We start from the raw sequence: 24,569 nt of genomic DNA on the forward strand, positions 1-24,569 counted from the left end.
ACCGGGCAAGTGCAGAGTTACTTAATGAATGGGCGGGTCAGCAGACCAACAGGGCCAGTGGTGTACCAGCGTCGGTTGCCGCGACTGCGTGAGTCGCGCCCAACGGCCTGCGTCAGGCGATCGAGGATAATGGCGAGGATCACAATCCCGACGCCGCCAACGGTGGCAAGCCCCATATCCAGACGACCGATACCGCGAAGTACCATCTGACCCAGCCCGCCGACGGCAATCATCGAGGCAATGACCACCATAGAAAGGGCCAGCATCAGCGTCTGGTTAACGCCCGCCATAATGGTCGGCATCGCCAGCGGTAACTGAACTTTGAACAGCATCTGGCGCGGGCTGGCACCGAATGAGCGCGAGGCTTCAATCAGATCCGCCGGAACCTGGTTAATCCCCAGAATGGTCAGACGGATAATCGGCGGCAGAGCAAAGATGATCGTCACCACCACGCCCGGCACGTTACCGATACCAAACAGCATGACGATTGGCACCAGATAAACAAACGCTGGCGTGGTCTGCATGGCATCAAGCAGTGGACGGATTATTTTCGCTGCTCGCGGACTTCTCGCCAGCCAGATCCCCAGCGGCAGACCAATGACGATACAGAACAGCAGGGCAGTTAATACCAGCGCCAGGGTGACCATTGCTTGCGACCATGCGCCAATCGCGCCGATAGCAATCAGTGAAACTAATGCCGCAACGCCCATACCGACGCCGGAAATCTGCCAGGCGATGAGAGCGAAAACGATAATCGCCACAGGTGCGGGCATACCCAGCAGCAGTTGCTGGAAACCGTTGAGGATGTAATCCACCGGAACACGCACGCCCTGGAAAAGGGGACGGAAATGGGTAACCACCCAGTCGATCCCTTCGGTTACCCAACTGTCGAGCGGGATCAGCGTCTTATGGAACGGATCGAGAATATTAAAATGCTCGACGTTTGGCGCAGGCGTACTGGTCAGCCAGTCAGCGCCGCCGCCGTCAGTCGGTGCCGCAGCCGGTGTACCCCAGGCATCTGCGGATTGTGCGGCGCTGTCTGCCGCTGGCGTGGTATCCCACGGATTATTTTGATCAGCCATTATTTACCCCCTCACGATCTAAAGCGCGCAGCAACATTCCTTTCGAAATGATGCCGACATACTGTTGGTCCTCGTCGACCACGGGCACCGCACAGGGCGCCTGTCCGACATGAGAGAGCAATTCGCTAAGAGGCGTTTGCGCATCGACCGCTAACGGCGCATCAATCAGCGCCGCATCAAGACCTTGCTGCTGTGTTAATGCTGCTTTTAACGAGTCGATAGACACTGCGCCGACAAACTTATTACCGCGTTCGATGACGTAACCATATTCGCGGTCTTCATCCTGCAATAATTTCAGTGCCGAACGCGGGCCGAAGCCGGGTGTTTTACGAATTAAGCCATTAGGGCTGCGGCGGGCAATATCTTTTGCGCTGAACACCTGGCTAATATCAACACCACGGAAGAAGGTACGGACATAATCATTCGCCGGATTATTGAGAATTTCATCCGGTGTTCCGACCTGAACGACTTCACCATTTTGCATAATGGCAATTCTGTCGCCAATACGCATAGCTTCGTCGAGATCGTGAGAAATAAATACAATGGTGCGCTGATGTTTCGCCTGTAATTTTACCAGCTCATCCTGCATCTCGGTGCGAATTAGTGGGTCGAGCGCCGAGAAGGCTTCGTCCATTAATAAAATATCCGGATTGATGGCTAATGCGCGAGCTAATCCGACACGTTGACGCATCCCGCCAGAGAGTTCGTCCGGGTAGCTGTGGGCATAATTTTCCAGCCCGACCTGACGCAGTGCATCAATGGCTTTTTCCCGGCGTTCTTCGGCGTTAATTCCGGCCAATTCCATACCGAATGCAGTATTGTCCAGCACGGTCATATGTGGCATTAAGGCAAAGGACTGGAAGACCATCGCAATCTTTTTTCTGCGCACCTCACGGAGTTCGGCGTCGGATATTTTGGCAATATCCACACCGTCAATCAGTACTTGTCCACGGGTGGGTTCAATCAGGCGATTGAGAAGGCGTACCATTGTGGATTTACCCGAACCGGATAATCCCATGATGACAAATATCTCGCCTTCTTCAATGGCCAGACTGGCGTCTTTTACGCCAAGCGATAGCCCTGTTTTTTCCAGAATTTGTTCTTTTGAAAGTCCTTGTTCGATATATTTGAAAGCTCTCTGTGGATGCTCCCCAAATATTTTATAAAGATTTTTAATTTCTAATTTAATTGCCATGCAATAGAAAGATTCCTGTTATTTGTTTATGTCGATATATTACCCGATGGAAATAGTCACTTTTTTCTACCCTAACATACTGAGAATCTGAGGCAACCCCTGAGGGCAAATGTGGCATGAATATTGACGTGAGCAAATTGCCGGAATTTCCCGTGATATAAGGGCTGAGAGCAAATCGAGAAAAGTTGATATTTTTTGTTATAGATAGCGGAAAAACGCCTGAATATTGTAGTTTCAGGCGAATAATGCAACAGAGTCTCAGTGTAGATCACCACAAAATATTTGTGTGATAAAAAGCTACTTAATGGAAATTATTTCCCTGCTGTGGTTGATGATATTTTTTAAAATAACCGTGTCAGAAATTCCAGTCTTCGTCTTCTGTTTCGACCGCTTTTCCCATCACATAAGAGGAGCCAGAACCGGAAAAGAAATCGTGATTTTCATCGGCATTCGGCGAAAGCGCGGCGAGGATTGCCGGATTCACTTCCGCCATTTCTGCCGGGAAAAGCGGTTCGTACCCCAGATTCATTAATGCTTTATTAGCGTTGTAGCAGAGAAACGCTTTTACATCGTCAGCCCACGGGGTTTCGGCGTACAGCTCATCGGTGTATTGCAGTTCGTTGTCGTAGAGTTCCAGCAACAAATCGAAGGCAAAACTCTTTAACTCTTCGCATTGTGCCTGGGAGATCTTTTCCAGGCTTTTCTGATATTTATAACCGATGTAATAACCGTGCACTGCTTCATCGCGGATAATCAGACGGATCAGGTCGGCGGTATTGGTCAGCTTACCGCGACTGGAAAAATACATCGGCAGCCAGAAGCCGGAGTAGAACAAAAATGATTCCAGAAAGACACTGGCGATTTTCTTTTTCAGCGGATTATCGCCGCGATAATGTTGCTGAATAATCTGTGCTTTTCGCTGCAACGGCGCGTTTTCTTCACTCCAGGCGTAGGCGGCATCGACATCTTTTGTCTGGCACAGCGTCGAGAAAATCGAACTGTAAGAACGGGCATGAACCGCTTCCATAAAGCTGATATTCGATAATACCGCCTCTTCATGGGGCGTGAGCGCATCGGGCATCAGCGAGGGTGCGCCGATAACATTTTGCAGCGTGTCGAGCAGCGTCAGGCCAGTAAAAACACGCATCGTCAGTTGTTGCTCTACGGCGCTTAATGTCTGCCAGGCGGGGATATCGTTCGACAGCGGCACTTTTTCCGGTAGCCAGAAATTACTGGTCAGGCGATTCCACACCTCCAGATCTTTATCATCAGTAATCTTGTTCCAGTTGATGGCGCTGATACGTGAGAGTTTCATAAGCAATCCTTAGAGCGCGCAGGAGACGCAGCCTTCAATTTCAGTACCTTCCAGCGCCATCTGACGCAGGCGAATGTAATAGAGCGTTTTGATTCCCTTACGCCAGGCGTAAATCTGCGCTTTGTTGATATCGCGGGTTGTGGCGGTATCGGGGAAAAACAGCGTCAGCGACAGCCCCTGATCGACATGGCGTGTCGCTTCGGCGTAGGTGTCGATAATCTTTTCCGCGCCGATTTCGTAAGCGTCCTGATACAGCGCCAGATTCTCGTTAGTCATAAACGGGGCAGGGTAGTAAACGCGTCCTGTTTTGCCCTCTTTGCGGATCTCTACTTTCGCCACAATCGGATGAATACTCGATGTGGCATGGTTGATATAAGAGATAGAACCGGTTGGTGGCACCGCCTGGAGGTTCTGGTTGTAGATGCCGTAGCGCATCACGTCGTCGCGCAGCTGCGCCCACATCTCACGGGTAGGTAGCGTAATACCGCTACGGGTAAACAGTTCGCCAACTTTCGCCGTTTTCGGCTGCCAGTTCCCTTGCAGATATTGGCTAAAATATTCACCACTAGCATAGCGTGACTGTTTGAACCCGGCGAAGGTTTCACCGCGTTCGCGCGCCAGCAACATTGAAGTACGCAGGGCGTGCCAGGTGATGGTGTAGAAATAGAGATTGGTGAAATCCAGAGCTTCCGGTGAACCATAGGCGATGCCTTCCCGCGCCAGATAACCGTGTAAATTCATCTGCCCCAGCCCGATGGCGTGTGAGGCGGCATTTCCGGCCTCAATAGACGGCACGCTGCGGATATGACTCATATCTGACACCGCCGTCAGACCGCGCACGGCTGTTTCTACCGTGCGGGCAAAGTCGGGGGAATCCATGGTGTGGGCAATATTCAACGAACCTAAATTGCAGGAAATATCATGGCCTGTGCGCGCATAGTCGAGATTCTCGTCATACTCTGAGGCGCTGTTAACCTGCAAAATCTCTGAGCAAAGATTGCTCATATTTATGCGTCCGGCAATAGGGTTAGCACGGTTAACCGTGTCTTCATACATGATGTAGGGATAGCCGGATTCAAACTGGATCTCCGCCAGCCGCAGGAAGAAATCACGCGCATTGATATATTTTTTGCGGATGCGTTCGTCGGCAACCAGTTCGTCATAGTGTTCGCTGATGGCAATATCGGCAAACGGCTTGCCGTAAACCCGCTCAACGTCATAAGGCGAAAACAGTGCCATCTGCGCATTCTCTTTCGCCAGATGGAAGGTGATATCCGGGATCACCACGCCCAGCGACAGCGTTTTAATGCGGATTTTCTCGTCGGCATTTTCCCGTTTCGTGTCGAGAAAACGCAGAATATCGGGATGATGCGCGTGCAGATATACAGCCCCAGCTCCCTGACGAGCGCCGAGCTGATTGGCATAGGAAAATGCGTCTTCCAGCATTTTCATCACCGGAATCACGCCAGAAGATTGATTTTCAATACGTTTAATTGGCGCGCCCGCTTCCCGCAGATTCGACAGCAAAAAAGCCACACCGCCGCCGCGTTTTGACAGTTGCAGTGCGGAATTTACCGCCCGACCAATCGACTCCATATTGTCTTCAATACGCAGCAGAAAACAGGAAACCAGTTCGCCGCGCTGCTGTTTACCGCAGTTGAGGAATGTTGGCGTGGCAGGCTGAAAACGTCCAGACAGCATCTCATCAGTCAGTTGCGTCGCCAGTGTTTCATCGCCTTGTGCCAGTGTCAGCGCCACCATCGTTACTCGATCGGCAAAATCTTCCAGATAACGCTTGCCATCGAATGTCTTCAACGTATAGCTGGTGTAAAACTTCCATGCCCCGAGGAATGTCTGGAAACGAAAACCGCTGGCGTGCGCGTGGGCAAACAGCGTAATGATAAAGTCGCGAGAGTAGCGATTAAGGACGCTTTCATCATAGTAACCTTCGTTGATCAGCCAGTTCAGGCGCTGCTGCTGGCTACTGAAGGTCACACTGTTCGGACGCACATGCGTCGCTATAAAGGCGTCAACGGCCTGGCTGTCTTTATCGAACTGAATGCGGCCTGCGCTATCGTAAAGGTTAAGCATCGCATTCAGAGCGTGGTAATCCATCGTTTCCTGCGTCAGGCATTCTGCGGTTGTCGTTGCCAAAATTCTGTTACTCCTTTACGAACGTTTTCGATATCGCTTTGCGTACCCATGAGTTCAAAGCGGTACAGCCACGGCACACCGCATTTCCGGGCAATTACATCTCCGGCGCGACCATATGCCTCACTAAAGTTGCGATTACCCGAAGCAATAACGCCGCGAAGCAACGCCCGGTTATGCTCGTCGTTTAAAAAGCGAATCACCTGTCGTGGCACAGCGCCAGCCGTACCGCCACCGCCGTAAGAGGGCACGATCAGGATGTAAGGCTCGTCTACCTGAATCCGTTCCCGCTCATTGAGTGGAATGCGCACGGCGGGCAGCCCTAAACGTTCGATAAAACGCTGCGTATTTTCGGAGCTGCTGGAGAAGTAGACGAGCTGGCTCATGCACTGGCCGCGTGTGGCGCTGGATGCAGACGATTGATCATGTCCGGGCGAAAACCAGACCAGCTAAGATCGCCTGCAATCACAACCGGCAACTGACGAAAGCCCTGAGCACGCAACGCTTCCGCCGCTTCAGGAACGCGATCGACATTAATCATTTCAAAATCAAAGCCCCGGTTTTCCATCGCCCGTTTGGTGGCGTGGCACTGAACGCAATCGTTACGAGTGTAAATAGTAATGCGCATGATTCGTATTTCCGCTTAAAATGAAGATACGGCGCGATGATACGCGTCGGGTTGTCTCTCTGTTGATACAGGGATACTAGATGTAGTTGAAAAAAGATTCAACCATACAAGATATGGGAAATTTCGATAAATCTCACCACCGTTGAGTGGCTCAACGGGGTAGGGGGTTTTGTGTTCTATAGCCGGGTGATTACCCGGCATCAGGAAATTACATCCGCATGGAAACGGCCAGGCGGTTAAAGCAATTCATCAGTCCGATGGCAAAAGTCAGGTCGCTGATTTCTGCTGCGCTGAAATATTCAAGCAAAGGTTGATAAACGTCGTCTTCTGCATGGCTTCGGGCAATATCGGTCACCGATTCCGCCCATGCCAGCGCCGCCCGCTCGCGATCGTCAAAATGATGGCTCACCCGCCAGCCTGCAAGAGCGTCCAGCTTGTGCTGTGGCACACCGGATTTACGTAATGCTTTACTGTGCATCTCCAGACAAAATGCGCAGCCGTTGATTTGCGAGACGCGCAAATAAACTAACTCCATCAGTGTGGTATCCAGCGCACTATTTTCCAGCGCCGTTTTGGCCTGCACCAGCGCGCTATACACTGCCGGGCTAAGTTCGTAGTAAGGCTGACGTAATGTAGTCATACAGTTTCTCCTCTTATTAACGCCCGCAATGTAGCACTATAATGGACTGCTAAAGAGAGCCATAAATTACCTAAAAAAGCAGACCATATGCCGCGCTATCAGGATATCGCACGTCAGTTAAAAACGGCTATTGAGCAAGGGGAACTGAAACCCGGCGCAAGGCTACCTTCCAGTCGTACCTGGTCACAGGAGCTGGGCGTGTCCCGATCCACTGTCGAAAATGCTTATGCTGAGCTGGTGGCGCAGGGATGGCTGGTTCGACGAGGGCAGGCAGGCACCTTTGTCAGTGAGCAGATACATCCCCAACAATCCGCTGTGGATGTGCTTGCCTTTGCCGGTGAAAGCCAGCAACCGCTGCCATTCCAGATGGGATTACCCGCACTCGATCTCTTTCCGCGTGAGCTGTGGGCGCGGGTGATGGGGCGTCGCCTTCGTACCCAGACGCGCTTTGATTTGGCGTTAGGCGATGTCTGTGGTGAAGTGGTGTTGCGCGAGGCAATTGTTGATTATTTACGCGTCTCACGCGGGATTGAATGCCAGCCAGAACAGATCTTTATCACTCACGGTTATGCAGCCTCAATGGCCTTAATTCTGTACGCGCTGGCGAAACCGGGAGACGGGATGTGGATGGAAGATCCTGGTTTTCCGCTGATTCGCCCGATTGTTAATCGCCACGGTGTGGAAATTTTACCTGTGCCTGTTGATGACAACGGACTGGATGTCGCAAGCGGAATGCAAAATTATCCTGATGCACGTTTTGCTCTGATAACTCCTGCGCATCAAAGCCCGCTCGGTGTTGCGCTCTCTCTGGCGCGCAGGCATCAGGTGTTGGCGTGGGCAGAGCGTGCGCAGGCGTGGATTATTGAAGACGATTACGACAGTGAATTCCGTTATCACGGTAAGCCATTACCGGCACTGAAAAGCCTCGACGCGCCGCAGCGGGTGATTTATGCCGGAACATTCAGCAAATCGCTATTTCCTGCATTGCGCTGTGCGTGGCTGGTGGTGCCGGTGGAGCAGATTGCACAATTCCGCCAACAGGCGTCACGGGAGCCATGTGCAGTGCCTGTTCTATGGCAGAACACACTGGCAGACTTTCTTCGCGAGGGGCATTTCTGGCGGCATCTGAAGAAAATGCGTCAGCACTATGCTCAGCGTAGGCAGTGGATTGAGCAGGCGCTTACGCAACAAGGATTCCAGGTTGTGCCACAAAAAGGGGGCATCCAGATGGTTATCAGCATGGTGGGCGACGATATTGTCCACGCGCGTAAAGCCAATGCTGCTGGCCTTGCGGTACAGGCACTTAGCGACTGGCGTATCTGCTCAAGTGGGGAAGGAGGATTGCTTCTCTCGTTTACCAATATCGTTAGCGAAAGCATGGCGCAGCAGGTGGCACAACAATTACGCGGTGCCTTAAGTTAAAAACCCCGAAGTCAGGCTTCGGGGTCAAAGACGCGTATTTATTATCATTGTTGCATTACGATTTGCGTATGCTTAACAGCGCGCCGATAAAAATACCTACCGCAGCTGCTGTACCCACGCTACACCAGGGTCTTTCACGAACAAAAGAATCTGCGCAGCCAACTGCATCGCGCGCGGCTTGCTGGACGCGAGTACGACCATGCATCCGCGCTCTGGTTTCTTTCAGTAGAGCCTGAGCTTTACTGCGTGCGGCTTCGGCTTCACCTTTTGCGTCGCTGCCCCAGGACCTCAATACAGATTCGAGACTGTCGGCTAATTGATTGACATCATTCTGAATATCCTGCACGCCATCATCGACGTCGTTGCGGTTCGGTCTGTTAAACATATGATCCCCCATTAGAATTCGATGTAATTTTCAGTGTAGACCATAATTTTCTTAACAGAGATTCATCGCGGCTTTATGGACTTTTCTGAAAGCGTTGGGAATGCGCAATCAGGTAAGGTAGGCGCGCAGTAGATAATAACGAGGATAAAATATGTATTTACGACCAGACGAGGTGGCGCGCGTACTTGAGAAAGTCGGTTTTACTGTCGATGTAGTAACCCAGAAAGCATACGGTTACCTCCGTGGGGAACATTATGTCTATGTTAACCGCGAAGCGAGAATGGGACGTACCGCACTGATAATTCATCCAACATTAAAAGAACGTAGTTCCACACTGGCTGAACCTGCTTCCGATATTAAAACTTGCGATCATTACCAGCAATTTCCGCTCTATTTAGCGGGTGAACGTCATGAGCATTACGGTATCCCGCATGGCTTTAGTTCGCGTGTTGCGCTTGAACGTTATTTGCATGGCTTATTTGGCGAAGCCAGTTAAAGACGCGACTGGCGATGCCAGTCGCGAAAAGAAGGGTCAGGCTTTTACCTGCTGGTAGCTGCTCACTTTGAACAAGCGGCGACAGTAATCAAGGAAGTAGCCATAGACCGCCCCCATCAGCATCGAAACAACGATGTTTGAACTGACCGCAGCCATAATCTGGTGCCAGTCTGCGCCTACCACTAATAAGATCGCCATATACACCGGTGACTGGAACGTCACATAAGCCAGAATATCAGCCAGATTTTTTGTCCAACCAGAGTGGCTAATTTTGCGTGCCGCGCGCATAAACAGATCGCGGTACATGCCATATGGCCATGCAATTAAGATATTCACCGGAACGGCCACCAGCCTGGAATAAAAAGACTGTTCGAAGCTCATCCCGGAGAGGAAAACTTCAATACACATGTTCACGACAGTACAATAAACAACCATCGCGAACGTGTCTGCAACTGCATGACGCAAGCGTGACTGCGGTGAGAACATGTTAATGCTCCTTAATAAAAGCGAAATCGGATATGAATGGAAATGGAAGCAGTGCTTTAGACTGCCTGTTTCATTTTTGCATAGCGTATATTGCTGGTTGTCAGTAATCAATTAGTGAAAAATTTTTATTTATTTTGTTTTTGTAGATAAAATGTTCCGCAATGGCGTATTTTTTATACATTATGGATTTTTAAATGCCTCCATGAATAATTTTATTTAAAATCATATCATTACGTGGTTATTTTGAACTGTGCTGGTGGGGAGGTTAAGAGATGTTAACGCTATAAAGCGTAGACAATCCGGCTTAAGTAGGGGGTTGAGCTCATTTAGCATTTTTAATGACCTGAAGCCACTAATGTCAGCATAAAACTTCAGTTGCTGAAAATTTGTTTTATTCTTTGTTTATGCATTTTTATTCACTTGTCTTTAATCTACATTCGGTGATGATGGCGCAGAGAGCACCCGATTATTCGCAAATGTCTGGAATGATAAGCCAAATGGCTAATATATAAACTGAAAATAATTATTAATTTGTCTGGAAATAACGGTTGAAATAATATCGCACGCGACTGTAAATAGATTAAATTTTGTGGAAATATAATAAGTGATCGCTTACACTACGCGACGAAATACTTTTTTTGTTTTGGCGTTAAAAGGTTTTCTTTATTATGTCCGTAATGTTACAAAGTTTAAATAACATTCGCACCCTCCGTGCGATGGCTCGCGAATTCTCCATTGACGTTCTTGAAGAAATGCTCGAAAAATTCAGGGTTGTCACTAAAGAAAGACGTGAAGAAGAAGAACAGCAGCAGCGTGAACTGGCAGAGCGCCAGGAGAAAATTAGCACCTGGCTGGAGCTGATGAAGGCTGACGGAATTAACCCGGAAGAGTTATTCGGTAATAATTCTGCTGCACCGCGTGCAGGTAAAAAACGCCAGCCGCGTCCGGCGAAATATCAATTCACCGATTTTAATGGTGAAGTCAAAACCTGGACCGGTCAGGGTCGTACACCGAAACCGATCGCTCAGGCACTGGCTGAAGGTAAATCTCTCGACGATTTCCTGATCTAATGACTGCTGCCGGATGCCGCCACTATGGCGCGTCCGGCGTCGCTTCTTACGTTCGCTGATTCCACGGCATCTTATCTAACAACCTTGCCATCCCGCAAAAACCGCTGATACCCGCAAATATTAATCCCGCACCGACAAAGCCGCTTAATAAAAAGAACGCGCTATTCACGGCATAACCCAATACGACGCCGATTAATATTAAGCCACCAGCTGTGATCTGTACCTGACGCATTAATGGTAAAGGCTGTGATTTATTTTCGGCTACCGGCAATCCCGCTTTTTTCCAGCTATCAATTCCGCCTTCCAGTAAAAATATCTCTGCGGGGGCGGCAATCGCTGCTAATTTTTGTGCATTATTACTGGTGCGTTTTCCAGCCTGACAGTGGAATATAATTTGTTCTCTACGTAATTTTTCCGGAAGACCAGCCTGTTCCAGCACGGATAATGGTGCCAGATCCGCTTCAGGAATATGTTCACGAAGATATTCATCGGCATCGCGAATATCGATTAACTTTGCACCGCGTGAGATTAATTCTTGTGCATCATGCGGTGAAATTGTTGTTAAAGCCATTGCTACTCCTTACGGATAATAGACGTTTTTCAGGGTGGCGATAATGGCATTTACCGCCTCATTTTTAATGAAATAAAGAATGCGTTGGGCATCCCGTTGGCTGTCGATAAGCCCTTCGTCACGCATCCGTGCCAGATGCTGTGACGTTGCAGAGGCACTCAGTCCGGTAATACGCGCCAGTTCACCGGCGCTGGTGCCGGGGGAACCGCAAATCATGCACAGAATCAGCAACCGTTTGGGGTGACTCATTGCTTTCAGTAAGGCCGCAGCCTGTTCGGCGCTGGCCTGTAGTTGGGCTAGTTCAGTCATATTTATTTAAGTGTTTTCTAAATTAAGTAAACTCTAAACTAAAAATGCAACGTATACCAGCGTCAGCAGCGTAAATGAGGGTAAAAGCATAGGCTGAAACGGGCAGACTCCGCTAAAATTACTATGCTTAAGAGATAAAATCTCTTTTTAAACAATGATTAATTTTCTTATAGGGAGGAAATATGGGGTTCTGGAGAATCGTCATCACCATCATTTTGCCACCGCTCGGCGTGCTGCTGGGGAAAGGATTTGGTTGGGCATTTATTATTAATATTTTGCTGACACTTCTTGGCTATATCCCTGGTTTAATTCACGCTTTCTGGGTGCAAACCCGCGATTGATCCTGTGCTCATCCTGCGGCGTTAACGCGCCGCGTTCCTCTGCTACACTTTCTGAGTGTTTCCGTTAACGAATGAGGTAATTATGGGTCTGTTCAATTTTGTGAAAGATGCCGGAGAAAAGCTCTGGGACGCGGTTACTGGTCAGCATGATAAAGACGATCAGGCGAAGAAGGTGCAGGAACATCTGAACAAAACCGGTATACCTGATGCCGATAAAGTGAATATTCAGATTGTCGATGGTAAAGCGACGGTTACAGGTGACGGCTTAAGTCAGGAAGCGAAGGAAAAAATCCTTGTTGCAGTGGGGAATATTTCCGGTATTGCCAGTGTTGATGATCAGGTAAAAACGGCGACGCCAGCCACTGCCAGCCAGTTTTATACTGTTAAGTCTGGCGACACCCTGAGTGCCATTTCCAAACAGGTCTACGGTAACGCCAATCTCTACAATAAAATCTTCGAAGCGAATAAACCGATGCTGAAAAGCCCGGATAAAATTTATCCGGGGCAGGTGTTGCGTATTCCTGAAGAGTAGTTAATTGCCAGCCATCGCCTGCTGGATAATCGGAATTGGCGTCAGTAAATGCTGGCGCATTAACTCACTGGCGCGCGCCGTATCTCGCGCCAGCACCGCCGCAGTCAGGGTCTGGTGCTGATCGTGTTTATCTTCCAGCATTTCTACAGAAAGCACCGTTTGCCGCAGCCAGATGAACCGATAGCGCGCCGCCAGATCAAACAAACGCTCGCGCATTTGCAGTAAATAGTGGGAACCGCAGCCCGCCACAATCGCAGTATGAAATGCCTGATGGCGCTGATCCCACTCATCAAGCATTTTCTCGCTGGCGTCAGAGGCTTCAAGTTTACCGAGCAAGTGTGCCTTCGCGAGAACGTCAGCCTCCCACTCATCGCTGCCACGGGCAATTGCCAGACTCACCAGCATCGCTTCCATATTGGCGCGGGCGTCGAAAATATCGAGCAGTTCTTGCTCTGACATAGACGCCACCCGATACCCTTTTTGATTTACCACCGTGACCAGCCGTTCCGCCACCAGTTGCGAAAGGGCTTCCCGCAACGGCCCGACGCCGAGTGCATAACGCGACGTTAGCGAACTCATCCGTAATTTTTCATCCGGCTGAAAATTGCCGCGAATAATATCGTTTTTCAACCAGCGGTAGCCATCCAGAGACGTAATGGTCATGGTGTGACTCCTGAACATTATCAGCGCGTATTATGAACGGGTGTTTTTTGCCACAATATCAGCTTTTTCCAGCGTGCCATAATTGGCACGGTACAGATAATCCCTATCGCTAATAAGCCGGTGGAAATTACCTCGAGTTGTTGCGCCGGGCGGAATAACATCACCACCAATACAAAGGTAATAAAGCCAATCACCAGCCAGGTGAGCCACGGATAAAGCCACATGCGCAGGCGAATTTCGCCGCCTTCCGCCAGCAGGATTTTACGCATCCGTAATTGCGAAACGGCGATGACTAAATAAACCAGCAGGGCAATAGCACCGGAGCTGTCGATCAGAAATTTAAACACTTTCGCAGGCGCGTAATAGTTCACTACCACCGTTAAAAACGCCGCGCCGGTCGAGAGTAATACTGCCACGTACGGGGTTTTGCTACGGTTGATTTTACCCATTACCGCTGGCGCATCCCCGCGACGGCTTAAGGAGTAGAGCATCCTTGACGCGGTATACAGCGCCGAGTTCAGGCAGCTGGTTACCGACAGCAAAATAACGCAATCCATAATGAATTTTGCATGTGGAATATTCAGCAGCTCCAGCACGGAACGGTAGGAACCCACGGTTTTCAGTCCTGGCATATTCCACGGTATGAGTGCCACGACGACAAAAATAGAACACAAATAGAAAATGGAGATACGCCAGATAACCGAGTTGGTGGCGCGGACAATATGTTTATCCGGCGTGTCGGATTCTGCTGCGGCAATGGTGACAATTTCCGCGCCCATAAACGAGAACATGGTGATCAGCATCGCGCTTAATACGGCGCCAAAGCCGTTCGGCATAAAGCCGCCGCTATCCCACAATCTTGAAATACCGCTCACTTCGGCATAAGGGTAAAAACCGCTAATTGCTACAGCTCCAAGGAAAATAAACGCCAGAATGGCAATCACTTTGCATATCGCCAGCCAGAATTCAAATTCACCGTAGTTTTTAACGCTTAATAAATTACTGCCGGTTAAGGCGAGGGTGATGACCAGAGAAAATAACCAGATGGGAATGCCGGGAACCCACGAGTGCAGGATCATGGCGGCGATGTTGGCTTCCAGCGGAATGACCAGTACCCAAAACCACCAGTACAGCCAGCCGATGGTATAGCCCGCCCAGCGGCCAATGGCTTTGTCGGCATAGGTGGAAAACGAACCGGTGTCGGGCGTGGCGACCGCCATTTCCGCCAGCATCCGCATAATCATAACCACCAGTAATCCGGCGAACAGATAGGCCAGTAAGACCGCCGGACCCGCTTCGGCGATAGCGACGCTCGAACCGACAAACAGACTTGCGCCGATAACACCGGCAATAGACAACATGGTGACGTGGCGTGATTTCAGCCCGCCGCCTAGCTCATGTGGTTGCGATGATTGCCCCATCCTGAATCCTCTCGAAAGTGTGTCACTTGGGAGAGCGCCCCGACATTTCCCGCGTCGGGTCACGCGTTTAATTGTTATTAATTCTTTTTGCCGGAGAGCGGCTCCGCCTTATCCGGCCGACATAGATTTATTCCTGTTCACGTACAGATTGTCGGATGCGACGTAAACGCCTTATCCGACCTGGATTCCCGTGGGCCGGACAAGACGCGCAGCGTCGCCTCCGGCATGGGTGCGGTGCTATTGCTTCGCCTCATCAAAACACTGAGCGATGATCTCCAGACCCTGACGAATCTGAGCATCTTCAATGGTGAGCGGTACAAGGATGCGCAGCACGTTGTAATACGGGCCGCAGGAGAGAAGAATCAGGCCTTTGTCACGGGCGCGCGCCACGATCTCGGCGGTGAGTTTGGCGTCCGGCTTGCTGTGATCGCCATTTTCAAACAGCTCGATGGCGATCATCGCTCCCAGACCGCGAACATCGCCGATCTCCGGGTATTTTTCGGCGATTGCCAACAATCCGTCTTTCAGCTTCTGGCCCAGGTCATTGGCTTTTTGCAGTAGATTTTCCTGCTCAAACACCTTCAACACTTCCAGCGCCGCCACGCAGGCTATCGGGTTACCCGCATAGGTGCCGCCCAGGCCGCCCGGTGCGACAGCATCCATCACTTCAGCGCGCCCGGTGACGCCCGCCAGCGGGAAGCCGCCCGCGATCGATTTCGCAAAGGTGGTAAGATCCGGTGCCACGCCCATCTGCTCCATCGCAAACAGCGTGCCGGTACGCCCCGCGCCGCTCTGCACTTCATCGGCAATCAGCATGATTCCGTGCTCGTCACACAGTGCGCGTAAACGTTGCATAAAGGCTGGCGTCGCGGCGTAGAAACCGCCTTCGCCCTGAACCGGCTCAATCACGATGGCAGCGATATCTTCCGGCGCAGCGTCATTTTTAAAAATTCGGTGGATACTGGCGATAGCATCGTCTTCACTGATGCCATGCAACGGGCAAGGGTAAAGCGCGCGATAAACATGGCCCGGCATCAGCCCCATACCCGCAGAGTACGGATTCACCTTGCCGGTCAGCGCCAGCGTGTAGTGCGTGCGCCCGTGGTAAGCGCCGCTAAAGGCGATGGTGCCGCTGCGTTTGGTGGCGGCGCGGGCGATTTTCACCGCGTTCTCCACCGCTTCGGAACCAGTCGTCACCAGCAACGTTTTTTTGGCGAAATCGCCCGGCACCTTCTGATTCATTATTTCGCACAGCTCCAGATACGGCTCGTAAGCCAGCACCTGGAAGCAGGTGTGTGACAGTTTTTTTAGTTGCGCTTCTACCGCCGCAACCACTTTCGGATGCAGGTGCCCGGTGTTGAGCACCGCAATCCCGCCCGCGAAATCAAGATACTCACGGCCTTCAACGTCCCACACCCGGCAGTTTTCCGCACGATCAGCGAAAATTGGGTGAATTTGCCCAACGCCACGAGGAACTGCCTGACTGCGGCGCTGCATTAACTCTTTATTGCTGCTCATTCGCGTTCTCCAGTTAAAGACCGATACACATATATTTGATTTCTAAGTAATCTTCGATGCCATACTTCGATCCTTCACGACCCAGTCCCGAGGCTTTGATACCGCCGAACGGGGCCACTTCATTGGAAATAATGCCGGTATTGATGCCGACGATGCCGTACTCCAGCGCCTCGCCGACGCGGAAGACGCGGCTTAAATCACGGGCGTAGAAATAGGCGGCAAGACCAAACTCGGTGTCATTGGCCTGCGCAATCACATCGGCTTCATCTTTAAAGCGGAACAGCGGGGCGAGGGGGCCGAACGTCTCTTCTTTCGACACTTTGGCGTTGGCCGGAACGTCCACCAGAATGGTCGGCTGGAAGAAGTTGCCGCCGCGCTCGTGCGCTTTACCGCCGCAAACCACGCGCGCGCCTTTCTCCAGCGCATCGGCAATATGCTCTTCCACTTTTGCTACCGCTTTTTCATCGATCAGCGGCCCGATGGTGACGCCTTTCTCCAGCCCGTCGCCGATATGCAGTTTGCTCACCGCCTGCTGTAATTTTTCAGCAAAGCGGTCATACACGCTGTCCTGCACGTATAAACGGTTGGCGCAGACGCAGGTTTGCCCGGCGTTGCGGAATTTTGAGGCCAGCGCGCCTTCCACGGCTTTGTCGAGATCGGCATCGTCAAAGACGATAAACGGTGCGTTGCCGCCCAGCTCCAGCGACACTTTTTTGATGTCTTTTGCGCACTGTTCCATCAACTGGCGGCCAATTTCGGTCGAGCCGGTAAACGACAGCTTACGCACCAGCGGATTGCTGGTCAGTTCGTTACCGACCGCTCCCGCCGAGCCAGTGACGACGTTAAATACGCCAGCTGGAACGCCCGCGCGGATCGCCAGCTCCGCCAGCGCCAGCGCAGAGAACGGCGTCTGACTCGCAGGTTTCAGCACCATGGTGCAGCCTGCCGCCAGCGCCGGGCCGGCTTTACGGGTAATCATCGCCGCCGGGAAGTTCCACGGGGTAATGGCGGCGGTCACGCCAATCGGCTGCTTGATCACAATCAGGCGCTTATCGGCCTGATGACCGGGAATGGTGTCGCCATAAATGCGTTTGCCTTCTTCGGCAAACCATTCAATAAAGGAGGCGGCGTAGCTGATTTCGCCTTTCGCTTCAGCCAGCGGTTTGCCCTGTTCGAGGGTCATCAGACGCGCTAAATCGTCCTGATGCTCCATCATTAAATTGAACCAGTTGCGCAGAATGGTGGCGCGTTCTTTAGCGGTGAGCGCACGCCAGGCGGGCAGGGCGCGGTTGGCGGCGTCGATAGCGGCGCGGGTTTCCTCCGCGCCCATTTTTGGCACGCTACCCAGCTTGTCGCCGTTCGCCGGATTGGTGACGTCGATGACTTCACCATTGTTGGCGTCCAGCCATTCCCCGTTAATCAACGCCTGCTGGCGGAATAAGTTACTGTCGTTAAGTTTCATTGTTACGTCCTGTTTTCAAAGGTTATTGATTAAATGCGGCGTGTAAGGCATCCACACTACGTGCCGCTCGCAGCGTGCGTCCGGGGTTACTCTGGCTTGCCAACAGCGTTTGTACCTTGCTGACAATATGCGCACCAATAGGAATTGCTGATGTCGCTGCCGGGGAGGGCGCATTGCAGGTGTGGATCGTGCGCGGGGTGGTGACAAACAGAAAATCGTCAATCAGCTTGCCATCCGGTGATACCGCCTGCGCCCGCACACCGGCGGGCCAGGGCTGGAGATCGCTTAGCGAAAGCCGGGGACAATACTTTTGCACCAGCCGCAGATAGCCGCTTTTGCACAGCGAGTTTTTCATCTCGCCCAATCCTGAGCGTAGATGGTTTTGCAGCACCCGGCGAATCCCCGACGAGCCTAAAATCTCCAGCGTGTCGCTAAATGAGAAGTCGCGCTTGCGATAGCCTTCACGTTTGAAAGCCAGCACCGCGTTTGGCCCGACGGTCACGCTGCCATCGATCATGCGGGTGAGATGCACGCCCAAAAATGGCATCGCGGGGTCGGGAATGGGGTAAATCAGGTGGTTAACAATCTGGTTATGCTCCGGCGCAAGGCGGAAATACTCGCCACGGAACGGGCAGATGATAAAGCCGGGTTCAAGCCCGAGCATTTTCACCAGCCGGTCAGCCATCAGGCCAGAACAGCTAATCAGCGTCGACGCTTCATACTCGCCGCCCTGACGGGTGCGGACAACCACGCCGTTTTTATGCTCACTGAGGCCGCTAACTTCGGCGTTATAAATAATCTCGCCGCCTCTGGCCTGGAAGATTTTTGCCATCGCTGCCGTGACGTCGCGGTAGCTGACAATGCCGCTGGACGGCACAAAAATACCGCCGAGCCCGGTGATATTCGGTTCACGCTCGCGCAGCTCGTCGGCGTTTAACCACTCGCGTTCAATCCCGTTCGCCGCTGTGCGTTCCCATAACGCGCGCATCCGCTCCATTTCGAGTGCGGATGTGGCGACCAGCATCTTGCCGCAGTTGTCGTAGCGGATGTCGTTTTGATCGCAAAAGGCTTTGGTGGCGCGGTTCCCCGCCAGGCAAAACTGCGCCTTCAGGCTGCCGGGCGTGTAATAGACCCCGGCATGGATCACGCCGCTATTGTGGCCCGTCTGGTGACAGGCCGGGCCGGGCTCTTTTTCCAGCAACGCAATGCGAGCGTCCGGATAGACATCAATCAGTTGCATGGCGGTCGACATGCCGATGATGCCGCCGCCAATAATCACAAAATCATACATCCGCTCAATTCCTTTGCGTTTACTGATGCGTCTGGTAGTGGTTAGTGGCGTAAGCGAAATAGCCGCGCTGGCGCATCAGTTCACGACGCAGATCCGGATGTGCGGTAAAGCGGTCGCGACCGTGCAGCCAGAACAGATTGTTAATCAACAGGAATTTGCCAACGGGAACCGGCACAGACAGGATGCCTTTGCTGGTTTCAATGGCGTCCGAAAGCTCGCTCAACCACACGCCTTCTTCAAAATCTTTTGGCTGGACGAACTGGTCGATATAGCGCATCACCGGGCGACCCTGCTGATCGACGTCGAACACAGGATGGAAGACATCTTTACTGACGTTTTTACTCGGCGGTGCGGCAAAGCGCATCGGGCGACGCGCCAGCGGATGGCGGAAATAGTGGTCCAGATGTTCCCAGTCATCGAGATGCAGCAGCAGCGAGTTTCCGCCCTGCATGTTCTGCTCGTCGATTTTCATCATCAGCACATAGTCGGTGATCTCTTCGACGTAGGTGCCGTCGTTGTGCAGTTCCATCACACGGTGTGGTTGACGCAGATAGCTGTCTGAGTTATCGACATTTTTCACCACAAAACGCGCGTAATACTGACCGCTCATGGCATCGAAATTGGAACGGCCAATCAGATGCGCCACCGCCGTTGCCAGCTTCACCATCTCGTCCGCCTGCTTCACATCATCGACACCCACGGCGTTGATTAGCAGTGCACCTTCAGCACGGTTTAGTAGCGTCTTCAACAGCAGTGGTTGCAGCTGATTTGCACACAAGTCGTCAAGAATTTTGCCCACACGGAAACGCAGGAAAGATTTGTACTCCAGCGCCTGCACGGGCCATTCGGCAACCTGTTCGAGGAACTGTTTGGTCGTCTGTTCGGTGAAGGTGAGTTCCAGAAGACGCGGGGATTGCGCCGACGGGGTGAGGGTGAATCCGCTATAGTCCTGGCCTGAATCGACAGCGTTTGTGTGTACGGCGGTCAGTGCATTCATCAGAAGCGATCCTCTTATGAGATGTAGGGTGACATGGCGATGCTCATTTCGTAGCCATAATCTAAAAATATCTACATTTCTGAAAAATGCGCACAAAAGTGACATATTGTTTTCTTATTGTGATCGAAAACAACAAATAGTTAACATTTGGTTTGGTGAGTACCTTCAATGGGCTAAAAAATTCGGATTTAAGTCAGGAATGTATTAATGCAATTCAGTACGGGGCACAGAGAATACAGCCAGATATTTGTTACATTGGCGATGGTTTTCTCTCTATTGAAAAAGGAGAAGGAAGACTGTGATTGTAAAACAGAAGAGTAATACGGGGTCGTTAAATCCGTCGTCATTTTGCCGCTACAACCAAAGAAAAAGGGGCTACGCTTTCACGTAACCCCTTGATTTATTTGGTGGAGCTGGCGGGAGTTGAACCCGCGTCCGAAATTCCTACATCCTCGGCACTACATGCTTAGTCTGTCTTTACATTCGCTTGCCAGCTGCGGACGGACACGCCACTAACAAACTAGCCTGATTAAGTTTTAACGCTTCAACCCCAGGCAGGGCTTCCACGCGATCTCTTTTGGGTTTGACCTCTCTTGATCCCCGTCCTAAGAGCGGAGGCTAGGGAGAGAGGGCTCTAAGCAGGTTATTAAGCTGCTAAAGCGTAGTTTTCGTCGTTTGCGACTATTTTTTGCGGCTTTTTACGAGGCCAACCGCCCCTCGGCATGCACCTTGGGTTTCGCAAATCCCGTCGAATCCAGAATCAGCCCCAATGTGTAATGGCGAGTATACCAGATTTGTGAGCGTCATGACCAGCCCCAATGGCGTTATCGTTCAGGATTTAGCGCCCGCCTGGCATGATTTTTATTCGATTAAGCAAAGGGATGACGACATCTGTATCAAATATGATAGCCGATAAGATGTGCATTCGCGCCACCGGAGAGGGGAGGCGCGGTGAGGAACTGGTCAGTATATGTGATGCAGGTTTAACGGTGAGCGTTTTTCATGATACGCGCTTTATCAACCTGCCATTCACGTTCTTTGATGTCGGAACGTTTATCGTGCTGTTTCTTACCTTTCGCGACGCCGATTTTCACTTTGCACCAGGCATTTTTCCAGTACAGAGAGAGCGCCACTACGGTATAGCCTTCACGATTGACGCGACCATATAATGAGTCCAGTTCGCGCTGGTTGAGAAGTAACTTGCGGGTACGAGTAGGATCGCACACCACATGTGTGGAAGCCACTGCCATCGGCGTGATATTTGCGCCAAACAGGAACGCTTCACCGTCGCGCAGAAGGACATAGCTGTCACTAATATTGGCTTTTCCTGCGCGCAGGGATTTAACTTCCCAGCCTTGCAGGGCAAGTCCCGCTTCGAACTCTTCTTCAATAAAGTATTCGTGACGGGCGCGCTTGTTAAGCGCGATGGTCGCTGAACCAGGTTTATGTGCTTTTTTCTTCGTCATAAGCGTCGTGAATCATCGGTAATCTGAAATCGAAAATACCCCATATCAATCCTGCGGGGGACAAGGCTCTATCTTAGCATGAACACGATGTTACCCAGCGCCGGGATAGCGTTTTTTTTACAGCAGGATAAATGATATTATTTGTTGGATTTTTGTTGATGGAATTTGTTATGCCTCAAATTAGCCGGACCGCACTCGTTCCCTACAGCGCGGAGCAAATGTATCAGTTAGTGAATGACGTTCAGTCTTATCCTCAGTTTTTGCCAGGTTGTACTGGAAGTCGGATTCTGGAGTCCACTCCTGGACAGATGACCGCTGCGGTAGATGTCTCTAAGGCTGGGATCAGCAAAACGTTTACTACCCGCAACCAGTTGACCAGTAACCAAAGTATTCTGATGAATCTGGTTGATGGGCCGTTCAAGAAATTGATCGGCGGCTGGAAGTTTACACCGTTGAGTCCGGAAGCGTGCCGTATCGAGTTTCATCTCGACTTTGAGTTTACTAATAAGTTGATTGAACTCGCCTTCGGTCGCGTGTTTAAAGAGCTGGCGGCTAATATGGTGCAGGCTTTCACCGTGCGAGCAAAAGAGGTTTATAGTGCCAGGTAAAATTGCTGTAGAGGTAGCTTACGCGTTACCAGAGAAGCAGTATTTGCAGCGTGTAACATTGCAGGAGGGCGCGACGGTTGAAGAGGCAATTCGCGCAAGTGGTTTGCTGGAATTGCGTACAGATATCGATTTAACTAAAAATAAAGTCGGCATTTACAGTCGTCCGGCAAAACTGAGCGATATCGTGCGCGATGGCGATCGTGTAGAGATTTATCGACCTCTGATTGCCGATCCGAAAGAGCTTCGTAGACAGCGCGCAGAGAAATCGGCGAATAAATAGCAGGCAGAAAAAAGGTGCTCACTGAGCACCTTTTTTAATCGCTATAAACAGCAAGTTTTATTCGTTGCCACTCAGCGCAGGTTTGTTATCAATATTGGTCAACACACCGCTGCTGTTAAAGGTCAGCGTCAGAGTTTGCTGCGTTACACCTTCATGGCCTGGTTGCTGGCGGAAGACATAGAACCAGGTATTTGTACCAAATGGATCGGACATCAGCGGTGTACCCAATGCGTACGCAACTTGTTGTTGCGTCATGCCAACGCGTATTTTGGACACGTCGTTAGCAGTCAGATAGTTCCCCTGGTTGATGTCAGGACGGTAAACCACTCGCTCCAGAGTGGAACAGCCTGCGGTCAACATCAATAGTACTGCTGCGGCAGCAGTCAGCGTTTTACAGCGCATAATGATTTGATTCCTTTTCGGGCCCGAGCAGTACGTGGCTCATCTGTAATATGCCGATGATAATAGACCTTTCATCACTTTAAAACCTTTTGCTTTCCGGTCTTACGGCGTTTTGCTGTCTACTCTGACCGTGAAGCGGTAAAAAAGTTTACGCTGCCAGTAGTTCTTTCGCGTTTGCCAGCGTGTTGCGTGTGACTTCACTGCCGCCAAGCAGGCGTGCCAGCTCTTGTAACCGCGCCTTTTTATCCAGGGATTGCATATGCGTTTCGGTCATAGCACCATCGGTGTCTTTGCTGACAAAATAGTGTTGATGACCGCATCCTGCAACTTGTGGCAGGTGGGTAACACACATCACCTGGGTTGATTCACCAAGCTGACGTAGCAGTTTGCCGACAACTGCCGCTGTCGGACCGCTAATCCCCACATCCACTTCATCGAAAATAAGCGCCGGGGTTTCCATTTTACGCGCGGTGATGACCTGAATTGCCAGTGCGATACGGGACAATTCACCACCGGAGGCGACTTTGGCAATGGGCTGCATCGGCTGACCTGGGTTGGTGGTTACCCGAAACTCAATACGATCAGCACCGTCAGCGCCCAGGTGATGTTCGTCAAATTTAACATCAATCGTAAACTGTCCATGCGGCATGGACAGCGCCTGCATACTGTCGGTGATCAGGTGTGCCAGCTCAGTTGCATAGTGCTGGCGTTGCAGGTGTAATGCGCGCGCCGTTTCCAGCGCCTGCTGATGATGTTTCGTTACCGCCAACGCGAGCGTTTCTTGCGAGTCGGCCTGATCGTCAAGTTGCTGCTGTTCTTCCAGAAGTGACTGATAATATTGCGGCAATGCCTCCGGGCTGACGTGGTGTTTACGTGCCAGCGAAATCTGCTTTGAGATACGCTGTTCAAGTTCAAACAAGCGGTTAGGGTCGAGATCCAGACGATCGCAGTAGTGGCGTAATTCGTCACTGGCTTCGGCAATCTGAATAGTGGCCTCTTCCAGCATATCAAGTACGCTGGACAGTTTGCTGTCCATACCAATCAATTCGCTGACCAGTTGTTTTGCAGTGTAAAGCTGACTTTGTAGGTTCGCATCTTCACCGTCGGCCATTAATGCCAGTGCATTCTGGCTGGTCGTAAGCAATTGACCGCTGTTAGCCAGACGTTTGTACTCTTCGTCGATTTGTTCAAACTCGCCGGGCTGCGGATTAAATTCGTTCAGTTCTTTTAATTGGTATTGCAGTAGTTCAGCACGGGCGGCGCGTTCCTGACTTAGTTGTTGATGATGCGCGAGGTCACGGCAGCTTTGATGCCACAACTGATAACGCGCGGTCATTTCCTGGAGCAGAGACGTTTCATTGGCGTAGCCATCAAGCAGGAATTTCTGATGCTCGGGTTTGGTGAGTAACTGATGAGCGTGTTGACCATGGATCTGAATCAGCAATTGACCCAGTTCGCGTAGCTGAGACAGCGGAACAGCCGTACCGTTGATAAAACCACGGGAACGGCCATCGCTACTGATAACGCGACGAAGCAGGCATTCGTGGCCATCTTCCAGTTGGTTTTCTTCCAGCCAGCGCAGTGCTGCGGGCGTATCTTTCAGTGAAAAACGGGCGCACAGATCAGCGCGGGCAGCGCCGGTACGCACCATGTCGGCTTCAGCACGACCACCGAGACACAGGCCGAGAGCATCTATCGCAATAGATTTACCCGCGCCGGTCTCGCCGGTTATTACGGTCATGCCGCTGTGAAAATCAATCTCAAGCTCACGAACGATAGCAAAGTTGCTGATGGTCAGTTGTGCCAACATAGTTGTTTTCCTGTATGAAAAACCATTA

Annotated in this window: 27 protein-coding genes and 1 other RNA gene; 7 read left to right on the forward strand and 21 right to left on the reverse strand. The window is 51.3% G+C overall.

The features are described from left to right. Positions 1–17 precede the first annotated feature (17 nt). The 7 genes from proW to C3D30_RS04280 form a co-directional block, all read right to left on the reverse strand. A complete protein-coding gene (proW, locus tag C3D30_RS04240) occupies positions 18–1,082 on the reverse strand; it encodes a glycine betaine/L-proline ABC transporter permease ProW (RefSeq protein WP_105286509.1) in 1,065 nt (354 codons plus the stop codon). Continuing rightward, on the reverse strand, positions 1,075–2,277 hold the full coding sequence (proV, locus tag C3D30_RS04245; protein ID WP_000985481.1) for a glycine betaine/L-proline ABC transporter ATP-binding protein ProV: 1,203 nt from the start codon (positions 2,275–2,277) through the stop codon (positions 1,075–1,077). The genes proW and proV overlap by 8 nt, the downstream gene beginning before the upstream one ends. Positions 2,278–2,632: 355 nt before the next feature. Continuing rightward, positions 2,633–3,592 (reverse strand): class 1b ribonucleoside-diphosphate reductase subunit beta, encoded by a 960-nt coding sequence (gene nrdF, locus C3D30_RS04255; RefSeq protein WP_105286510.1) that lies wholly within the window; start codon positions 3,590–3,592, stop codon positions 2,633–2,635. 9 nt (positions 3,593–3,601) lie between these two features. Beyond that, positions 3,602–5,746: a class 1b ribonucleoside-diphosphate reductase subunit alpha gene (nrdE, locus tag C3D30_RS04260; protein ID WP_105286511.1), complete on the reverse strand. Its 2,145-nt coding sequence runs from the start codon at positions 5,744–5,746 to the stop codon at positions 3,602–3,604. Next, positions 5,719–6,129, reverse strand: a complete 411-nt coding sequence (nrdI, locus tag C3D30_RS04265; RefSeq protein ID WP_000080953.1) for a class Ib ribonucleoside-diphosphate reductase assembly flavoprotein NrdI — start codon at positions 6,127–6,129, stop codon at positions 5,719–5,721. Before nrdI ends, nrdE begins: the two co-directional genes overlap by 28 nt. After that, a complete protein-coding gene (nrdH, locus tag C3D30_RS04270) occupies positions 6,126–6,371 on the reverse strand; it encodes a glutaredoxin-like protein NrdH (protein ID WP_001223227.1) in 246 nt (81 codons plus the stop codon). The genes nrdI and nrdH overlap by 4 nt, the downstream gene beginning before the upstream one ends. Positions 6,372–6,579: 208 nt before the next feature. Further along, positions 6,580–7,011: a carboxymuconolactone decarboxylase family protein gene (locus C3D30_RS04280; RefSeq protein WP_000209799.1), complete on the reverse strand. Its 432-nt coding sequence runs from the start codon at positions 7,009–7,011 to the stop codon at positions 6,580–6,582. Positions 7,012–7,098: 87 nt separating this feature from the next. Here C3D30_RS04280 and pdxR point away from each other — a divergent pair, with 87 nt between their 5' ends. Beyond that, positions 7,099–8,433 (forward strand): MocR-like pyridoxine biosynthesis transcription factor PdxR, encoded by a 1,335-nt coding sequence (pdxR, locus tag C3D30_RS04285; protein WP_001138443.1) that lies wholly within the window; start codon positions 7,099–7,101, stop codon positions 8,431–8,433. 55 nt (positions 8,434–8,488) lie between these two features. Here the strand turns inward: pdxR and C3D30_RS04290 are convergent, their stop codons facing one another. Beyond that, positions 8,489–8,818, reverse strand: coding sequence for an ElaB/YgaM/YqjD family protein (locus tag C3D30_RS04290; protein WP_010352475.1), 330 nt, complete (start codon positions 8,816–8,818; stop codon positions 8,489–8,491). Positions 8,819–8,969: 151 nt separating this feature from the next. On the opposite strand from C3D30_RS04290, the gene C3D30_RS04295 reads away from it, so the two are divergent. Continuing rightward, a complete protein-coding gene (locus C3D30_RS04295; RefSeq protein ID WP_105286512.1) occupies positions 8,970–9,314 on the forward strand; it encodes a DUF2002 family protein in 345 nt (114 codons plus the stop codon). 36 nt (positions 9,315–9,350) lie between these two features. Here the strand turns inward: C3D30_RS04295 and alaE are convergent, their stop codons facing one another. Then, the gene (gene alaE, locus C3D30_RS04300) at positions 9,351–9,800 is read right to left on the reverse strand and encodes an L-alanine exporter AlaE (RefSeq protein WP_000492675.1); all 450 of its coding nucleotides are present in this window, start codon (positions 9,798–9,800) and stop codon (positions 9,351–9,353) included. Positions 9,801–10,468: 668 nt separating this feature from the next. Between alaE and stpA the strand changes: the two genes are divergently transcribed. Further along, positions 10,469–10,870 (forward strand): DNA-binding protein StpA, encoded by a 402-nt coding sequence (stpA, locus tag C3D30_RS04305; protein WP_000115375.1) that lies wholly within the window; start codon positions 10,469–10,471, stop codon positions 10,868–10,870. Between the two features lie 46 nt (positions 10,871–10,916). Here the strand turns inward: stpA and C3D30_RS04310 are convergent, their stop codons facing one another. Both C3D30_RS04310 and C3D30_RS04315 read right to left on the reverse strand, forming a co-directional pair. Continuing rightward, positions 10,917–11,441, reverse strand: coding sequence for a rhodanese family protein (locus C3D30_RS04310; RefSeq protein ID WP_001229481.1), 525 nt, complete (start codon positions 11,439–11,441; stop codon positions 10,917–10,919). 9 nt (positions 11,442–11,450) lie between these two features. Beyond that, positions 11,451–11,750: an ArsR/SmtB family transcription factor gene (locus tag C3D30_RS04315; protein WP_105286513.1), complete on the reverse strand. Its 300-nt coding sequence runs from the start codon at positions 11,748–11,750 to the stop codon at positions 11,451–11,453. A gap of 182 nt (positions 11,751–11,932) precedes the next feature. Here C3D30_RS04315 and C3D30_RS04320 point away from each other — a divergent pair, with 182 nt between their 5' ends. After that, positions 11,933–12,091 carry a YqaE/Pmp3 family membrane protein gene (locus tag C3D30_RS04320; protein WP_000508177.1) on the forward strand — a complete coding sequence of 53 codons (159 nt, stop codon included), beginning with the start codon at positions 11,933–11,935 and terminating at the stop codon, positions 12,089–12,091. Between the two features lie 82 nt (positions 12,092–12,173). After that, positions 12,174–12,623, forward strand: a complete 450-nt coding sequence (gene kbp, locus C3D30_RS04325) for a potassium binding protein Kbp (RefSeq protein ID WP_000522418.1) — start codon at positions 12,174–12,176, stop codon at positions 12,621–12,623. Here the strand turns inward: kbp and csiR are convergent, their stop codons facing one another. The 8 genes from csiR to smpB all read right to left on the reverse strand — a co-directional run bounded on the left by csiR (position 12,624) and on the right by smpB (position 21,441). Further along, complete coding sequence (gene csiR, locus C3D30_RS04330) at positions 12,624–13,286, reverse strand: DNA-binding transcriptional regulator CsiR (RefSeq protein WP_000156830.1); 663 nt, start codon at positions 13,284–13,286, stop codon at positions 12,624–12,626. A gap of 20 nt (positions 13,287–13,306) precedes the next feature. Next, positions 13,307–14,707, reverse strand: a complete 1,401-nt coding sequence (gene gabP, locus C3D30_RS04335; RefSeq protein ID WP_016159580.1) for a GABA permease — start codon at positions 14,705–14,707, stop codon at positions 13,307–13,309. A 237-nt stretch (positions 14,708–14,944) separates the two neighbouring features. Continuing rightward, positions 14,945–16,225 carry a 4-aminobutyrate--2-oxoglutarate transaminase gene (gene gabT, locus C3D30_RS04340; protein WP_105286514.1) on the reverse strand — a complete coding sequence of 427 codons (1,281 nt, stop codon included), beginning with the start codon at positions 16,223–16,225 and terminating at the stop codon, positions 14,945–14,947. Between the two features lie 13 nt (positions 16,226–16,238). After that, positions 16,239–17,687 (reverse strand): NADP-dependent succinate-semialdehyde dehydrogenase, encoded by a 1,449-nt coding sequence (gene gabD / locus C3D30_RS04345; protein WP_105286515.1) that lies wholly within the window; start codon positions 17,685–17,687, stop codon positions 16,239–16,241. A 22-nt stretch (positions 17,688–17,709) separates the two neighbouring features. After that, positions 17,710–18,978: an L-2-hydroxyglutarate dehydrogenase gene (lhgD, locus tag C3D30_RS04350; protein WP_105286516.1), complete on the reverse strand. Its 1,269-nt coding sequence runs from the start codon at positions 18,976–18,978 to the stop codon at positions 17,710–17,712. Between the two features lie 19 nt (positions 18,979–18,997). Beyond that, positions 18,998–19,975: a glutarate dioxygenase GlaH gene (gene glaH, locus C3D30_RS04355; protein ID WP_010352484.1), complete on the reverse strand. Its 978-nt coding sequence runs from the start codon at positions 19,973–19,975 to the stop codon at positions 18,998–19,000. A gap of 405 nt (positions 19,976–20,380) precedes the next feature. Beyond that, positions 20,381–20,743, reverse strand: a transfer-messenger RNA (tmRNA) gene (gene ssrA / locus C3D30_RS04365). A gap of 215 nt (positions 20,744–20,958) precedes the next feature. Next, the gene (gene smpB / locus C3D30_RS04370; protein WP_000162574.1) at positions 20,959–21,441 is read right to left on the reverse strand and encodes an SsrA-binding protein SmpB; all 483 of its coding nucleotides are present in this window, start codon (positions 21,439–21,441) and stop codon (positions 20,959–20,961) included. A gap of 170 nt (positions 21,442–21,611) precedes the next feature. Between smpB and ratA the strand changes: the two genes are divergently transcribed. Both ratA and C3D30_RS04380 read left to right on the forward strand, forming a co-directional pair. Beyond that, the gene (gene ratA / locus C3D30_RS04375; protein WP_024191158.1) at positions 21,612–22,049 is read left to right on the forward strand and encodes a type II toxin-antitoxin system toxin RatA; all 438 of its coding nucleotides are present in this window, start codon (positions 21,612–21,614) and stop codon (positions 22,047–22,049) included. Then, positions 22,039–22,329: an RnfH family protein gene (locus C3D30_RS04380; protein ID WP_001117835.1), complete on the forward strand. Its 291-nt coding sequence runs from the start codon at positions 22,039–22,041 to the stop codon at positions 22,327–22,329. Before ratA ends, C3D30_RS04380 begins: the two co-directional genes overlap by 11 nt. A 57-nt stretch (positions 22,330–22,386) precedes the next feature. On the opposite strand, the gene bamE is transcribed toward C3D30_RS04380, so the two are convergent. Then, positions 22,387–22,731, reverse strand: a complete 345-nt coding sequence (gene bamE / locus C3D30_RS04385) for an outer membrane protein assembly factor BamE (RefSeq protein WP_001203438.1) — start codon at positions 22,729–22,731, stop codon at positions 22,387–22,389. A gap of 148 nt (positions 22,732–22,879) precedes the next feature. Beyond that, the gene (gene recN, locus C3D30_RS04390) at positions 22,880–24,541 is read right to left on the reverse strand and encodes a DNA repair protein RecN (protein WP_105285929.1); all 1,662 of its coding nucleotides are present in this window, start codon (positions 24,539–24,541) and stop codon (positions 22,880–22,882) included. Between the last annotated feature and the right edge of the window lie 28 nt (positions 24,542–24,569).

Source organism: Escherichia sp. MOD1-EC5433, assembly GCF_002966005.1.
GTDB lineage: Bacteria > Pseudomonadota > Gammaproteobacteria > Enterobacterales > Enterobacteriaceae > Escherichia > Escherichia ruysiae.